Origin of the sequence: Rhizocola hellebori (assembly GCF_016862955.1) — a bacterium.
Taxonomy (GTDB): Bacteria; Actinomycetota; Actinomycetes; order Mycobacteriales; family Micromonosporaceae; genus Rhizocola; species Rhizocola hellebori.
On the sequence record NZ_BONY01000004.1, the window covers coordinates 20,329 to 34,855 of the forward strand.

Genomic DNA, 14,527 nt, shown 5'->3' on the forward strand with positions numbered 1-14,527 from the left:
GCTTGCGCTTGGGCACACCATCGATGCGGGATCGACGTGGTCGCCCAGCCGGAGAGCCTCCGCCAGCTGGAGATCGCGGCGCTAGCCCCCGCTGGAAAGCGTTGACCTTGCCGCGCCGGCCACGCATCGCGCCCGTCGCCGAGCGCCGAAAGGTACCGAAAGCTTTCGGTAACCGGCGGGAGGTCACAGGGCTCGCGGCACTCGGAACCTGCGACGGAGCTCCGAAGGCATCTTGCCAAAAGCGCTTTCGTCAGCCATCGTGTGGCTAGTTCTGAGTCATTCATGGAGGTGCTCCGGGCCCCACCGGGTCCGCGGTGCCGAATACGGATCGCTCCTAGGCCTGAGCCGGGCCAATATATAGATAGTTGTCTATATATTGCTGGTCTTGTGGGGTGGCCCGTCCCGGGCGCCGGGTGAAGGCGCCGTCTTTCTACGCGTCCCTGCAGAAAGGAAACTCAACGTGTTAGCTCGATCCATCCGCAAGGCCCGCCTGCTCCCGGCGCTGGCCGCACTCGTGACGCTGGTTGTGCTTGTCCAGCCGAGCACCCCGGCGTTCGCCGCCGTGGACAGCATGACCGTCAACTTCGCGCTCTTCGGCGGCACGCCGACCTACCGCGCCTCCGGCTTCATCTACGGCACCTCGACCAACGCGTCCTCGCCCCCGCTGTCCACCACCGACCAGATCAAGGTCAAGATTATGCGCGCGGGCGGGTCGCAGATCGGCTGTCCCAACGGTGGCTGGGTCAATGGCGGCTACACGGCACGGTGGAACTTCATGCGCGCCTACTACAACCGGGCACAGCGCACGGGCGCCCGTGTCGAGATGCTGCTGTCGGGGTTGTGGGGGTCCGACGGGGTTTGCAACGTGCCTCGCTGGCCGGGCGACAACGGCAACTGGACTGACTACACCAACTTCGTCAACCGCATCATCGCCGACGTGCGTGCGGCCGGGATGACCGGATCGAACGTGCGCTGGGACATGTGGAACGAGCCGAACATCTTCTTCTGGGGCCGCAGTCAGGCCCAGTATTTCGAAATGATCCGCCGCGGTACCCAGCTGGTCCGCGCCGCGCTCCCCGGCGTGGTCGTGATGGGTCCCAGCTGCGCCTGCGGGCCTGCCAACGGCTGGTTCGCCCAGTACCTGGACTACGTGCGAGCCAACAACGTGGTGCCGAACATCCTTAGCTGGCACGCTCTTCCGGGCGACCCGGCCTCCGACGCGGCCACGGCCAACAACCTGCTCGCCGCCCGCGGCATGAGCGTGCAGGGCTTCTCCGTCAACGAGTACGGCGCGTTCGGCGCCGAGCAGCAGCCCGGCCCGTCCGCCTGGTACATCTCCCGGCTGGAGCGCTGCAACTGCGACGGCGCCCGAGCCAACTGGGGCAATGTGGGCCAGACTCCGTCGCTTTACGACACTCTCGGCTGGCTCACCACCTCCAACGTGGGCCAGACCATGGGGCAGTGGTGGGTCTACAAACGCTACGCCGACCAGTCCGGCCAGCGCACCAACATCACACCGGGCTCGTCGCACGACGGCATCGTGTTCCAGGACTCGGGCGCCCGCCGGTCCCTTGCCGTCTACGGGGCGCGGGCCGGGGGAGCGCAGGGCGCCATCGACATCCGTTACAACAACATCCCGTCATGGTTGCCCACCAACGGTTCGGTCAACGTCCTCGTGGAGCGGATGCCGTCGACCAACGCGTTCGTCAGCGCCCCGACGGTGGTCACCAACAGCCGCTTCACCGTCAGCGGCAACTCCATCCTGGTCACCATCAACTGGACCAACGCCAACGACGCCTACGCCATCACGCTGACGCCATGAGCTGATGACTATGCCGTGCGGCTGGTGGTCCGGGGTCCGGTGGACTCTCTGACCACCAGCCGCGTGGGATGGCGGATGATTCCGCTGAGGTCTTCACCGGCCAGCGCGCGAAACAGGTATCTGGCGGCGGCGGCGCCGATTTCCTGCAGGTTCAGATCGATGGTGGTAAGCGGCGGGCGGCTCTGCGCCGAGAAGACCTCCCAGTTGTCGTACCCCACCAAGGCAACGTCATCGGGGATGCGCACGCCCATCTGATGCAGGGTGTCCGCCACTCCCACGGCGAGCTGGTCGCTGCCGCAGAAGATGGCGTCGAGGTGCGGATGCGCGGCGAGCAGGGTGCGTGCGGCGTGCCGGGCCCATTGCTGCGTCCAGTCACCGAACATGGGACCGCCGACGATCTGCTGCTTGGCCTCAGCCAGCGTCTCGCCGAGCGACTCGGCCCGCTCCCGGGCGGCGCGGTAGGTCGGCTCGCCCGTGATGTGCCCGATCGCCCGCCGGCCCTGCGCCAGCAGATGTTCGGCGGCCAACCTTGACCCGCCGCGGTCGTCGGAGACGATCGACAGATCTTGCGGGTTGTCCGACTCCCCGTAGACGTAGACCACCGGCACCGCGATCTGATCGGCGAGCGAAGCCCGCACATCGTTCGTCTCGCCCAGCACGATCAGGCCGTCGACCGAACGCGCCAGCAGCGTCCGCAGATAGTGCTGGCGGCGGATGGCGTCACCGCGCGCATCGCACAGCAGCACCGACATCTCCTCGTTGCCGGCGGTGTTCTCCACGCCGAGCAGGATCGGGATGGCGAACCTTCCGCCCAGCTCGTCGGTGAGCAGCCCGATCGTGCGGGTGCGCCCCGAGCTCAGTCCGCGCGCCATGGCGTTGGGCCGAAACGCCAGCTCTTCGGCGGCCTTGAGCACCCGTCGCCGGGTCGCGGGCGCCACCTCGTCGCGCTCGTTGAGCGCCTTCGAGGCGGTGGCAATGGAGACCCCCGCCTGCCGAGCCACATCGGTCAGGGTCGCTGAACGCTCACTTTGCCTAGCTGCCTGCCTCGCCACCGAAAGCCTTTCGGGTCGCACCGCCGTTTCGCCTGTCTTCATGGCGCACTGTACCTGGCACTTTGACCGTCCTCCACGGTGCTCCTTGACAACCGAGAGATCACATCGCAAAATTCCCGAAAGTGTTTTCGGTACCAGGTTGCCCTGCCATCAAAGGGCAAAGCGCCCCCTGCCTGGTCGGCATCCGAAACGCGGGCTGTGCGGACCGAAATGGATCATCCGACTGCAAGAGCTAGAAGGCGGCACAAGCATGACGACGGAGCTGCACGCGCTGCCGGATCATCCGACAGATGCCCTGGCCATCGCTACGGCGGGGCCTGCCACCCGGCAGGGTCCGGCCAGCCCGACCGGTGGGGCGGTGGCCGCACTGCGGCCGGTCGGGCTTGACGCCGTCCGCCTCGACCCGCAGGGCCTGCTCGGTCATTGGCAGGAGCGCAACGCCACGGCCACCCTGCCGCATTGCGTGCGGCAGCTCGACGAGAGCGGCGCCATCGACAACGTGCGCCGCGCCCTCGGGGAGGTGAGCGGGCCACACGTCGGGATGTGGTTCAGCGACTCCGACATCTACAAGACATTGGAGGCCGCGGCCTGGCAACTCGGGCGCGACCCGGCCAATGTGGCGCTGCGGGCGTTCATCGACACGACATCCGCACTGCTTGCCCGCGCGCAGGAGGCGGACGGTTACCTCAACTCGTATGTCCAGTCGGACGCCGGCCGCACGCGGTGGGACGAGATGAAGACCAGCCACGAGCTTTACTGCGCAGGGCATCTGATCCAGGCGGCGGTAGCCTGCGCCCGGGCGGGCGTGGGCGCGGAACTGTTCGCGGTGGCTCAGCGGTTGGCGGACCTTGCGGTGCAACGCTTTGGGGCCGAGGATGGCGAAGCCGTGTGCGGCCACCCGGAGATCGAGACCGCTCTCGTCGAGCTCCACCGCACCACCGGCCGGCAAGACTACCTCGATCTGGCGCGGCGCTTCATTGACTTGCGGGGCAAGGGTTTGCTCGGCGAGGACGACCGGTTCGGCCGTGCCTACTTCCAGGACCATGTCGCTGTCCGCGACGCCACCGAGGTGACCGGCCACGCCGTGCGCCAGCTCTACCTACTGGCCGGCGTTGTCGACGTGGCGGTCGAGACCGGCGACGGCCAGCTGCTCGACACCGCAGAACGGCTGTGGGAATCGGCGTTCCAGACCAAGACCTACCTTACCGGCGGACACGGCTCCCGGCACTGGGGTGAGGCCTTCGGCGACCCGTACGAGCTGCCGCCCGACCGCGCCTACGCGGAGACCTGCGCCGCCATCGCCAGCTTTCAGTGGAACTGGCGGCTGCTGCTGGCCACCGGCGCGTGCCGCTACGCCGACGAGATGGAACGCGCCCTCTACAACGCGATCGGTGTCGCCACCTCAACCGACGGAACGCATTTCTTCTACTCCAATCCACTCCAGCTGCGGACAGGCCACGACGGATCCCACGAGGACGCCCCGTCGCAGCGGCTTTCCTGGTACACCTGTGCCTGCTGCCCGCCCAACCTGGCCCGGCTCATGGCATCGCTGCAGTCCTATGTGGCCACCGCGGATGGCGATGGGGTCCAGCTGCACCTTTACGCGTCCGGAAACGTCCACACCGGACACGGTGAATTGGAGATGGACACCCACTACCCGTGGCAGGGCCAAGTCCGGGTGCGGGTGCGCGCCGCCGGCACGCAATCGTGGACGCTCGCACTGCGGGTACCCGGCTGGTGCGCGCAGGCGACGGTGGCGATCGACGGGATCGCCGTCGATGTCGCTGTGGACGACGGATATTTGCGGCTCACCCGCGTGTGGGGCGAGGACACCACCATCGTGCTGGATCTGCCGATGCCCGCGAGGCTGGTCAGTGCTCATGCCCGGGTCGACGCCGTACGAGGGTGTGTCGCTCTGATGCGCGGGCCTCTCGTGTACAGCGTCGAGCAGGCTGATCTACCCGAAGGTGTTGTTCTGGAGGACGTTCGCCTGGACACCGGCGTCCTCACCGCGACCGACTCCGGTGACGGAAGGGTGATGCTGTCGGCGAGCGGGCTCGTGCCGGAGGCGCCAGGACCCACCGATCTGTATGGCGAATACCCGTCGCCGCCGCGTTCGCAAGCGCGCATCCCACTGACCGCGATCCCTTACTTCTATTGGGGCAACAGGGAACCAGGGCCGATGCGGGTCTGGATTCCCACCGCCGAAGGCGAAGGCGAGCAATGACCCAGCGCGTCTAGCTCGCCATAGCCGCGTCGTACGGCCACCGAGCCCGGTGTGTCCGGACGGCTTTTGCACCGACCCGGGACCGCCCGTTGCAAGGCGGAGCGGGTCCCGCCATTTTGTGACCAAAGGAGAAGTCATGAAAGGCATTGCAAGCCTGCGGGGCGGTCGGCGGGCAGTCACCGCCGTCCTCGCCGCCGGGCTCGCCGTCGTCCTCGCGGCATGCGGTTCCAACGCCGGTACCAGCGACACGGTACAGGCCGGGCCGGATGGGGTCGACGACGGCAGCGAGCTCACGCTGTGGACCCGCGCACCGTTGGAGAAGCAAGCCAACTTGCTCGTCGAGGCGTATAACGCCAGCCACAAGAACAAAGTGAAGCTGACCGTCGTACCAAATGATGATTATGTAGCGAAAGTCGGTGCCGCAGCCGGAGCTGGCAGCCTGCCTGACCTCTTCGCCGCCGATATCGTGTATGTTCCCAACTGGGTGAAGCAAGGACTGTTCAAAGACATCAGCGCCAACGTGAACGCTCTGTCGTTCAAGGATTCCATCAACAAGGGCCACCTCGCCGCCGGTACCGACGGTGGCAAGAATTATGTTCTGCCCTTCGTGCTGGACCTGTCGATGCTGTTCTGGAACAAGGCTCTGTTCAAGGACGCGGGGCTCGACCCGGAGAAGGCACCGGCAACTCTGGCCGAGTTCGCCGCGGCCGCCAAGGCCGTGCAGGGATTGCACAAAGACGGCGTCTACGGCACCGCGACCGGCCTCAACTGCGGTGGCTGCATGGTCTTCACCTGGTTCCCGTCGTTCTGGGCGGACAGTCAGGACGTCATGAGCCCCGACGGGAAGAAATCACTGCTGACCTCCGATACCTCCAAGAAGGTGCTCGGGACGTGGCAGGACCTGTGGAAGTCGGGCGCGGTGCTGCCGTCGTCCAAAGACGAGGCCGGTCCAACGTGGACAGCCGGCTTCACACAGGGCAAGGTGGGCCTTATGTTCTACCCCGCGACACTGCTCTCATCCACCCCATTCGATGTGGGAGTGGCGGGCATTCCCGGTGTCAACGGTGGCGCATCGACATTCGTCGGCGGTGACGGCATCGGTGTCTCCAAGGACTCCAAGAAGGCCAACCAGGCATGGAACTTCCTGAACTGGATGATGTCGGAGAAGGCCCAGGTGGACGTGCTGGCGAAGAACAACGACGTGGTGTCCCGGTCTGACCTGGCGAACAACTCGTTCGCGGCGAAGGACCCACGCCTGGTCACCATCAACAAGGTGGCCGGCAACGGCAAGACTCCGGTGGCGCTCAACTTCCAGCAGGCGTATAACGCCACCAATAGCCCGTGGCTGACCCTTGTGCGCAACTATGTGCTCGGCGACGGCGCGGATCTGCAAAAGAACAACGATCAGGTGACAGCGGTACTCGCACAGTAAAACCGGCTGGCTTGGCCAGCCTGTCCTCACTGGCCGGCCAAGCCAGTCCCTCGATCGCATCAGGAGGAGATGTGGTCAAGAAACGGTCGCGGCGCGACGGCAATGCCCTGATGGGTTGGCTTTACGCGACCCCGACCGCGGTGTTTGTGGCGTTGCTGTTCGCTTTGCCGCTGCTGCTCGTGCTCAAGATGTCCGCGTCGAGATGGCCGCTGCTGGGCGGCGACAAGGGCCTGAACTTCCCGGACAACTACGCAAAAGCCGTGCAGAACCGTTTTTTTGCAGACTCCCTGATCTTTACATTGAAATACACCATTTTAGCTACGATTCTCCTGATCGGCCTGGGGCTCGGCCTGGCCCTCCTGGTGCAGGAGTCGTCGCGCTGGCGCAACCTGCTGCGGGCCTCTTTCCTCATCCCGAGCGCTCTCGGCCTCGCCTCCGCGTCATTGCTTTTCTATGTTCTTTACTCGCCGCTTGCCGGTCCGCTTGCGCCAGTGATGCAACGCCTTGGTTTAAGTTTTCTTGGTACGCCGAACATGGCGCTCGGATCCACCCTGTTTCTCATCGTGTGGCGCTACGCCGGCTTCTACATGGTGCTCATGCTGGTGGGGTTACAGGGAATCCCGGCCCAGGTGCACGAGGCGGCCCTGATCGACGGCGCGAGCCGCTGGCAGCAGTTCCGCCGGGTCACCCTCCCGCTGCTGCGGCCAACCCTGGCATTGAGCACGGTGCTGTGCGTGACCGGCTCGCTGCTTGCTTTCGAGCAGTTCTACATCCTCACCAAAGGCGGGCCGGACAACAGCACCATCTCGGTCGTCCAGCTCATCTACACGGTCGCGTTCCAAGGCCAGAACGACCTCGGTGTGGCGGCGGCGCTGTCGGTCATCGGCCTGCTCGCCCTGATCGTCATCAACGTGGCGCAGCTGCGCGCCTTCCGTTCCGAGGGGAGCTGACATGCGGACCACCGTCGCGGGCGTGGCGTTGCGGATGCCTTACTGGGTGTTCACCGGTGGCCTGGCCGCCATCTTCCTTTTCCCGCTCGGCTGGACGGCCGTCAGGTCGGTCGCTCCGCAACCCGGCACCAACCAGGTCCACGGGTGGGGATTCGGCAACTACGTGACGCTCGGCGGGTACCAGGCCGGCATCTGGCGATACCTAGCCAACTCCGCCTTCGTGTCTCTGCTCACGGTGACGCTGACGCTGCTGATCTCCCTACTCGGCGGGTACGCCTTCGCCCGCTTCAAATTCCCGGGAAGGAACCTGCTTTTCCTTGCCACCCTGGCCATTCTCATGGTGCCCTATGCGACCCTGCTGATCCCGCTCTACGTGCTGCTCAACAACGTCGGGCTGGCCAACTCGCTGGTCGGGGTCGCCCTCGTCCTCACCATGTTCCAGCTGCCCTTCGCGACGTTCATGATGCGGATATCGTTCGAGGCCATACCACGCGAGCTGGACGAAGCCGCGCAAGTGGATGGCTGCTCATCCTTCGCCCTTCTGCGCAGGGTTCTGCTCCCTTCCGTGAAGCCCGGCCTCATCACCGTCGGGCTGTTCGCTTTCCTGGCCGCGTGGAACGACTTCATAGCACCGCTCATCCTCATCAACGACTCCGACCAGATGACCCTGCCGCTGGCCGTGGCCAACCTGCGCGGCCAGGTGCAGGGCGTGGTCGACTACGGGGCGACCGAGGCAGGCGTGGTCGTCCTTGCCCTGCCGTGCACGGTGCTTTTCCTTCTGCTCCAACGACATTACGTGCGGGGCTTCATGACCGGCGCACTCAAAGGCTGACACGCCAACCGGCAAACCGCGCCTGGCGATGAGGAGCCAGCCGCATCTCGCATGATCCTCAAAGTCGTGCTCGACGGCCTGCGCGCTCGGTAACTCAAGCGCGCCAGGCCACCGCCGGTGATTCAAGTGCGCCGGGTTACGTCCACTGGCCCGGATTGCACCAGAAACTGGTGTTGCCGCTGATCTCGGTAACGCCGTTCGAGACGAAGGTGTAGAACACTTGCAACCCTCGGCCGGGGTTCGGGCATCTCGTGCTGAGGTTCGGGCCGGCCGTCGTGTAGATCACATCGGTGGCTGGCGGGAAGACGATGGTCACGTGCCACGTGGTTGTCCCGGTGCTTGACCCGAGGCAGAAGAAGCGCGAGCCGCCCGACTCGCAATGCGGTGCCGGTACGGCGGCTGCCGCCGGGGCTGCGGGCACGACCAGCGCCCCGAGCAGCAAGGTCACGGCGACCGCTAGTGAACGAATCGAAGTATTCATAGCGATGAGTATAATGTCGCGTCAATGCGACCGCGAGTCAACGGACCGAGCGCATAAAGCGCCTCGGTGAGGACGTTGGGGTCGCTGACAGGTAGCGGCGATTGCAGCGCGTCGAGCAACGGCTGGATCGCTCGTTCGTCGCCGCGCAGCGCGAGCCCGTGGATCGCCTCGGCGAGGGTGTCTGGATCATCGTCGGTGAGGCGGTGGGCTAGGGCGTCTCGTAGTCGCGGGAAGTCTTGTTTCGTCTGGCGGGCCAGGCCGAAGGTCGCCCAGTCGCGCACCGAAGGCTCGTCGTCGGAAGATAGCGTGATCAGCACGTTGAGGGCCACCGCCTGTGAACGTCCGAGCAGTCCGAAAACGACACCCGCGCGAACCTTGGCATCGTGGTGTGTGTGCAGTTGGACAAGCGTTTCCAGGCACCGCTCGTCGCCGATGTGCCCGAAACCCACGGCGATACTGTTGAGCACCGCGGAGTCATGCTCCCGCTGGGCCATGGCCAGCAGCAGCTCGAGCGCGCCCTCGCGGAACGGTCCATCGATCGCCGGCGCTCCCGGGCCGGCCCCAAGCTGGCCGAGGACGTCGGCGGCCAGCGCGCGATACACCGGCTCGGGGTGCTCAGACAGACGTGACGCGACCGTCAAGGCTTGACCGCCGCCGTTCACGTGCAGCCAGCTGACCAGCTCCCACCGGCGATCCTCGTCGTCGTCGGCAGCTGCAAGCAGTGCTTGGTCGAAGGCTTGCGCGACGGTGAGCTCCGACGTTGACATGTGGTCATCCTGCAAAGCTTCGGGCAGCGGGCGCAACACCATTCTGCTTCTCAAGACCCACGCTTATACAACTACCATGACCGTCATGCTGTTCATGGTGGTGGAACGTTTCCGTGACCACGGCGCGAGGGCTGTATACGAGCGGGCACGTGAGCACGGACGGATGATGCCCGACGGGCTGCGCTACGTCGATAGCTGGGTCGAAGCCAGCTTGAGCCGATGCTTTCAGCTCATGGAGTGCGACGATCTGAGTTTGCTGATGACCTGGATCGGCCGATGGGACGATCTGATCGACTTCGAGGTTGTGCCTGTGGTGACAAGCGGCGAAGCCTCCGCGGTCGTCAATGCCGTGAGCCGGTAGGCGCCACTGCGGTCCGATATGGAGGCGATGCGTGGGAAAACCCGCTGACAGTGTCGATCTCGAATCTGGGTGCAACAGCGGGTGGGACGCGAGCGTATTGGAGGGCGAGACCTAAGAGAGGGGGTGCTGTGCATAGCTTCGATGGCTTTGTCACCGAGTGCCTGCCGTCGTTGGGCCGCTACGCCTACATGCTCACTGGCAATGTGCATGCGGCGGAGGACCTTGTCCAGGACACGCTGGTCAAGCTGGCGGGAGCGTGGCGCCGGGTGAGGCGCGACGGAAACCCTCTGGCCTATGCCCGGACGGTGATGTTCCGGACGTTCCTGAGCCGGTGGCGGGTGTTGCGGCGGGAGCCGGCGTTCGAGGCCTTGGGGGATCGAGCGGCGCTGAGCGATGAGTTCGCCGGCGTGGATTCGCGCGACGCGCTGCGTCGGGCGATGGCTTTGTTGCCGCGGTTGCAACGGGCGGTGCTTGTCCTGGGCTATCTGGACGACCTGCCCGATGAGGAGATCGCTGAACTCCTCGGAAGGCGGCCCGCCACCGTTCGGTCTCTTCGCCACCGTGGCTTGCAAGCGTTGCGGCGGCAGCTAGAACCCCGCGAGTCACAGGAGGCGTCCCATGCGAGATTTTGAGGAGCAATTGCGTGTTGAACTGCGTCGCACAGAGCCCATGCTGCTCATCAGCCGCGAGAGCATGCTGGCGCGGGTAGTCAGAGCGCGCAGGCGCAGGACAGTGGGAATTAGCATGGCGGCGGCAGGGCTCGCGGTCGTGGCGGTCGTAGTGGCCGTGCCAATGCTCGGCCGCGCCGGTTCCGACGTGGCCAACCCGCCGATGGCGCGGGCGCTGCATTCCGTTGATGTGATCAACGTCGTCTTTCATGACCGTTTTCATGGGTACGCGTTACAGCAACGCTGCGTCCAACCGGATGCCATTCTCATGATGTCGCCGCGCAAAAAACCCATGCCAGAGCAGCCGTCGAGGTGTCTTCTCAGCCTGATCAAGACGGCCGACGCTGGGAAGACGTGGCAGGAGCGGCCGATCCCAGCGCCGAACACATCGCCGCCGACGGCCTACCACTCGCCGACGCTTTGGGCGCCCGAAGCGGGCACTCTGGCGCTGGCCGCCGATGACGGTCGTTATTGGACGAGCCCCGATGGCGGCGAAACCTGGAACCCGATGCCTGGAATATACGACCTGAACCCGCCTGGGAAGGTTCTGCAATTCGACTTCTACGATCGGCACGTTCTTCTCGCCGACTCCTTGGACCCGTTTGTCCGCGGAGCGCGGCTCGTTCCGGCCTCCGACGGCAGCTACTGGACTTCAGGCTGCGAGAAGGGCTCGTGCATAAAGGTCACCCGGGATCTCGGCGCGACGTGGCAAACCTTGATACCAGACGAGAACGAGGTCACCCGCTGGATCGCCACGGTCGACGGCCAGACCGTTTACGCGATAACCAGCGTGGACCAATCTTCCAGCGCCTTTAAGCTGCGGCGCTCCATCGATGGCGGTGTGACCTGGCAGCTGGTGTCGGACACCATGCCAGACTGCTACAACGGGCTCGTTCTGCCCAACGGGGACCTGGTGACACTTTCTTTCGCCAACGATGGTGAGGTGCACCGGATCGCCGCCGGAACGAACACACCGGTGCTGATTCCCGGCGTCCCCACAGACATCCACGATTTCTATCTGACCGGAGGCGTGATCGTCCTCGCGGGTCCGGTAGACCTCACGCCCATAGACAAGATGCCCCAAGACCCGTTGGATGTCATGCCGGCAGCGTGGATTTCCACCGACAGCGGTGTGTCCTTCTTTCCGCTCCCGGTTCCGGCGGCGTTGCCAGCGAGCTGAATCCTTCCTGACAATAGGAACAATGGAACCCATGTGGCGTTGCAACATCGCCACATGGGTTCACAAGTGTTTGTTCGCGGCGTTAACAGCTCAGCAGCTTCTTGGCACAACCGCGCGCCAGCAAGCGTTAGGTTATTGGAAGGCGGGGGATTGACGGATTTCCCCAGTATCACGTAGGAGAGGTAGCCGAGGTGGTGGATCGCGAGATCGTGACGCTGGCAGTCGTCGACAGCCGCATAGAAGCGGAGCTGATGGCTGGTCTGCTGCGCAGTCACGGCGTGAGCGCCGTCGTGTCAGCCGACGACGTCGGGGGACAGGAGCCACAGTTGCAGCGTCAAGGCGTAAGAGTGCTTGTTCCCGCTGCGGAGGAGGCTTATGCGCGGGAGATTCTGGCCGGTGGCGGGAGCACCGGACTTCTCGAAGGCTAGCTGCGGTCGACCGCCCGGCAGGATGCGACCTCGACTACCGCGATCGGCCCCGCCGCGCGTCCGTGGTCCGCCGGAATCAGCCGACCTAACCTAATCGACCACGCACGCGTCTCGCCCGGCTCAGACCTCCGCAAGCCGTGGGGTGACATCGGGAAATGAGCCGTCTCCGAAGAGGATCCGCGCCGCGAAAGCGCGCCCTGCCCGCCCGCGCAGCAGCGCCACGGCCGCTTCTGCCGCCGTGGTTGACCGGACACCGGCCAGAACACGGCGCAGCAACAGCCGGCCACGGAAACGGTTTCGCAGCGCCTGCCCGTCGTAACGGCTCAGCACGCTCTGGTCGCCGGTGCGCAGGTACCCGACGGCGACCGTCGCGGCCAGTTCCGACATGCGCAGGCATGGGTCCAGACCGCCGGCCGTCAAGGGAGACACCGCCCCCGCCGCGTCGCCGACGAGCAGCCCGGCCGGGCACGCCAGGCGCCGCAACACGCCACCGACCGGGATCGGCCCGCCCCGGCGCTGCACCGGGCCGGCCGGTGCCACAACGCCGGGCGCGTCAGTGGCGAAAGCGTCCAGCAGCCGGCGTACCCCGCCCCGCATGGCGTGCGGGTATCCTGCGACGCCAACATGGTTGTGCCAGCCGTCGTTGATGACCCAGCCCAGATAGCCGGGTGCTATCCGGGGATCCAGCACGCAATGAAACGCGGGCACGCAGGTTGTGGGCATCACTGGGTAGCTGTACTCGGCGCCGATGAGCAGGCGCCGGTTGACGCCAAGGCCGAGATCGCGAGCGACGGTCGAGCGGGCTCCGTCCGCGCCGACGATGAACCGGGCGGTCACCGGCTCGGCATCGGCGAACCGGGCCACGCCCATTCGGACATTCTCATACTTGACACCTAGTGTCACCTCGGCGCCGGCCGATTCGGCTGCGTGTTGGGCGTGCTCGTAGACGGCCGCCATGTCGGCCACCCGAAACTCGTCCCGGTCGCTGGTGAGCCGGACCGGGTCGTGTCGCGACGGTGGATACAGCAGCACGTCCCGGATCCCCGGTCCGAGCAGGTGGTCGGGCAGGTCGAAGTCGTCGAGGGTACGCCGCACGAAGATCCCGGTCGTGCGAATCCCCGTTGACAGCGTCCTACGGCGATCGACCACCATCACCCGCAGCCCACGCTCCGCGATCAGGCGGGCAGTGGTCAGGCCGGCCAGGCCCGCGCCCACGACGAGCACATCCACTGTCTTCACACCGGCGACGGTAGGGCCGATCCCGTGACTGTGCTTCGATTTGCACGCAACCGGCACCGTATCTTCGCAACGCCGTCACAAACGCGGCCTTCCGCTAGCCGAAGGTGAACGCGTAAACCTCCGCACCGGGAGCTAGGAACGTGATCTCCACCGTCCGCTCGCGCACTGCGCCGTTCTGGCGGACAAGCTGGTAGAGGCGGCCGTCTCGGAGTAGACCGGTGCCCTCGGCGTCAACGTCCACGCCATGGGACGGGCCTGGCACCTCGCCGTCCAGAAGCACACGGAACGGGACGGGGTCAGCGTTTCCCCGATTCAGCACCAGATGTGCGTCGCGTGCGTGGAATCGGCAGGCGATGCTGGCGCCTTCGCGGTCGGCAACGACCTTCTCCCGCCCGATTGTCCACTCCCCGGCGAGCGCCCAGTGGTTGAGCAGCAAGCGTTCGGGTATCACGTAGCTGGCGCGCTGGTCGATCGCGACACCGCTCGGCGAGGCGAATTTCTCGCCTCGGCCGTAACCCAGATACGTCTCCGGTGTGGCCAGGTGGTCCCAGTCGGCAACCGCTTCGACGCCAAGCCCTTCCACGGCAACCGGTTCACGCTCGATGCCGAGCAGCCGCTGCAAGACCGCATCCGACTCCTCGTAGCGTCCCTCGCCGAAGTGACTGTCGCGGATGACCCCTTCCCTGTCGATGAAATAGAGCGCCGGCCAGTAGTGGTTGTCGAAGCTGCTCCAGATTTTGTAGTCGTTGTCGATCGCTACCGGGTAGTCGATACCTCTGTCCTCGGTTGCCCGCCTTACGCCTCCGACGTTGTGCTCGAACGTGAACTCCGGCGTGTGAGCCCCGAGGACGACAAGCCCGTCGTTTCGGTACGCCTGCCACCAGGCACGCACATAGGGTTCCTGACGTAGCCAGTTGATGCAGGTCAGCGTCCAGAAATTGACGAGGACGACCTGGCCGCGCAGATCGGCGGAATCAAGCGGCTCGGAGTTGAGCCATTCGGCTGCCCCATCCAGTGGCGGCATGTGCGGGCTCTCGCGGGTCTCCCACATGGCAAAGCCTTCCCGGGTGATGGTCCAATTTAGATTG

The 14,527-nt window shown here is 65.5% G+C and carries 14 protein-coding genes; 9 read left to right on the top strand and 5 right to left on the bottom strand.

The features are described from left to right. Nucleotides 1-460 precede the first annotated feature (460 nt). On the top strand, nt 461-1,822 hold the full coding sequence (locus Rhe02_RS04075) for a beta-xylosidase (protein WP_203906694.1): 1,362 nt from the start codon (nt 461-463) through the stop codon (nt 1,820-1,822). 8 nt (nt 1,823-1,830) lie between these two features. Here Rhe02_RS04075 and Rhe02_RS04080 read toward each other — a convergent pair whose 3' ends face one another. After that, nucleotides 1,831-2,916, bottom strand: a complete 1,086-nt coding sequence (locus Rhe02_RS04080; protein WP_203906695.1) for a LacI family DNA-binding transcriptional regulator — start codon at nt 2,914-2,916, stop codon at nt 1,831-1,833. Between the two features lie 208 nt (nt 2,917-3,124). On the opposite strand from Rhe02_RS04080, the gene Rhe02_RS04085 reads away from it, so the two are divergent. The 4 genes from Rhe02_RS04085 (at nt 3,125) to Rhe02_RS04100 (ending at nt 8,315) form a co-directional block, all read left to right on the top strand. Further along, the gene (locus Rhe02_RS04085) at nt 3,125-5,101 is read left to right on the top strand and encodes a glycoside hydrolase family 127 protein (RefSeq protein ID WP_203906696.1); all 1,977 of its coding nucleotides are present in this window, start codon (nt 3,125-3,127) and stop codon (nt 5,099-5,101) included. 136 nt (nt 5,102-5,237) lie between these two features. Beyond that, on the top strand, nt 5,238-6,533 hold the full coding sequence (locus Rhe02_RS04090; RefSeq protein ID WP_203906697.1) for an ABC transporter substrate-binding protein: 1,296 nt from the start codon (nt 5,238-5,240) through the stop codon (nt 6,531-6,533). 71 nt (nt 6,534-6,604) lie between these two features. Beyond that, on the top strand, nt 6,605-7,483 hold the full coding sequence (locus tag Rhe02_RS04095) for a carbohydrate ABC transporter permease (RefSeq protein ID WP_239123333.1): 879 nt from the start codon (nt 6,605-6,607) through the stop codon (nt 7,481-7,483). A 1-nt stretch (nt 7,484) separates the two neighbouring features. Then, nucleotides 7,485-8,315, top strand: a complete 831-nt coding sequence (locus tag Rhe02_RS04100; RefSeq protein WP_203906698.1) for a carbohydrate ABC transporter permease — start codon at nt 7,485-7,487, stop codon at nt 8,313-8,315. A 136-nt stretch (nt 8,316-8,451) separates the two neighbouring features. Here Rhe02_RS04100 and Rhe02_RS04105 read toward each other — a convergent pair whose 3' ends face one another. Continuing rightward, entirely contained in the window at nt 8,452-8,796 is a 345-nt protein-coding gene (locus tag Rhe02_RS04105) for a hypothetical protein (protein WP_203906699.1), read from the bottom strand. Further along, the gene (locus tag Rhe02_RS04110; RefSeq protein WP_203906700.1) at nt 8,793-9,563 is read right to left on the bottom strand and encodes a HEAT repeat domain-containing protein; all 771 of its coding nucleotides are present in this window, start codon (nt 9,561-9,563) and stop codon (nt 8,793-8,795) included. Before Rhe02_RS04110 ends, Rhe02_RS04105 begins: the two co-directional genes overlap by 4 nt. A gap of 76 nt (nt 9,564-9,639) precedes the next feature. On the opposite strand from Rhe02_RS04110, the gene Rhe02_RS04115 reads away from it, so the two are divergent. From Rhe02_RS04115 to Rhe02_RS04130, 4 genes are all read left to right on the top strand, one after another. Further along, on the top strand, nt 9,640-9,924 hold the full coding sequence (locus Rhe02_RS04115; protein WP_203906701.1) for a DUF3303 domain-containing protein: 285 nt from the start codon (nt 9,640-9,642) through the stop codon (nt 9,922-9,924). Nucleotides 9,925-10,052: 128 nt separating this feature from the next. After that, entirely contained in the window at nt 10,053-10,556 is a 504-nt protein-coding gene (locus Rhe02_RS04120; RefSeq protein WP_239123334.1) for a SigE family RNA polymerase sigma factor, read from the top strand. A gap of 100 nt (nt 10,557-10,656) precedes the next feature. Continuing rightward, the gene (locus Rhe02_RS04125; protein WP_203906703.1) at nt 10,657-11,772 is read left to right on the top strand and encodes a WD40/YVTN/BNR-like repeat-containing protein; all 1,116 of its coding nucleotides are present in this window, start codon (nt 10,657-10,659) and stop codon (nt 11,770-11,772) included. A gap of 191 nt (nt 11,773-11,963) precedes the next feature. Further along, complete coding sequence (locus Rhe02_RS04130; RefSeq protein WP_203906704.1) at nt 11,964-12,200, top strand: putative signal transducing protein; 237 nt, start codon at nt 11,964-11,966, stop codon at nt 12,198-12,200. Nucleotides 12,201-12,320: 120 nt separating this feature from the next. Here the strand turns inward: Rhe02_RS04130 and Rhe02_RS04135 are convergent, their stop codons facing one another. Further along, nucleotides 12,321-13,439 (bottom strand): FAD-dependent oxidoreductase, encoded by a 1,119-nt coding sequence (locus Rhe02_RS04135; protein WP_203906705.1) that lies wholly within the window; start codon nt 13,437-13,439, stop codon nt 12,321-12,323. A 94-nt stretch (nt 13,440-13,533) separates the two neighbouring features. Then, on the bottom strand, nt 13,534-14,490 hold the full coding sequence (locus Rhe02_RS04140; RefSeq protein ID WP_203906706.1) for a redoxin domain-containing protein: 957 nt from the start codon (nt 14,488-14,490) through the stop codon (nt 13,534-13,536). Between the last annotated feature and the right edge of the window lie 37 nt (nt 14,491-14,527).

Bases quoted from the DNA above. Each gene is read 5' to 3' on its own strand.
- Rhe02_RS04080 (WP_203906695.1), bottom strand. From the start codon at position 2,916: ATGAAGACAGGCGAAACGGCGGTGCGACCCGAAAGGCTTTCGGTGGCG.
- Rhe02_RS04085 (WP_203906696.1), top strand. From the start codon at position 3,125: ATGACGACGGAGCTGCACGCGCTGCCGGATCATCCGACAGATGCCCTG.
- Rhe02_RS04090 (WP_203906697.1), top strand. From the start codon at position 5,238: ATGAAAGGCATTGCAAGCCTGCGGGGCGGTCGGCGGGCAGTCACCGCC.
- Rhe02_RS04100 (WP_203906698.1), top strand. From the start codon at position 7,485: ATGCGGACCACCGTCGCGGGCGTGGCGTTGCGGATGCCTTACTGGGTG.
- Rhe02_RS04105 (WP_203906699.1), bottom strand. From the start codon at position 8,796: ATGAATACTTCGATTCGTTCACTAGCGGTCGCCGTGACCTTGCTGCTC.
- Rhe02_RS04110 (WP_203906700.1), bottom strand. From the start codon at position 9,563: ATGTCAACGTCGGAGCTCACCGTCGCGCAAGCCTTCGACCAAGCACTG.
- Rhe02_RS04115 (WP_203906701.1), top strand. From the start codon at position 9,640: ATGACCGTCATGCTGTTCATGGTGGTGGAACGTTTCCGTGACCACGGC.
- Rhe02_RS04140 (WP_203906706.1), bottom strand. From the start codon at position 14,490: ATGTGGGAGACCCGCGAGAGCCCGCACATGCCGCCACTGGATGGGGCA.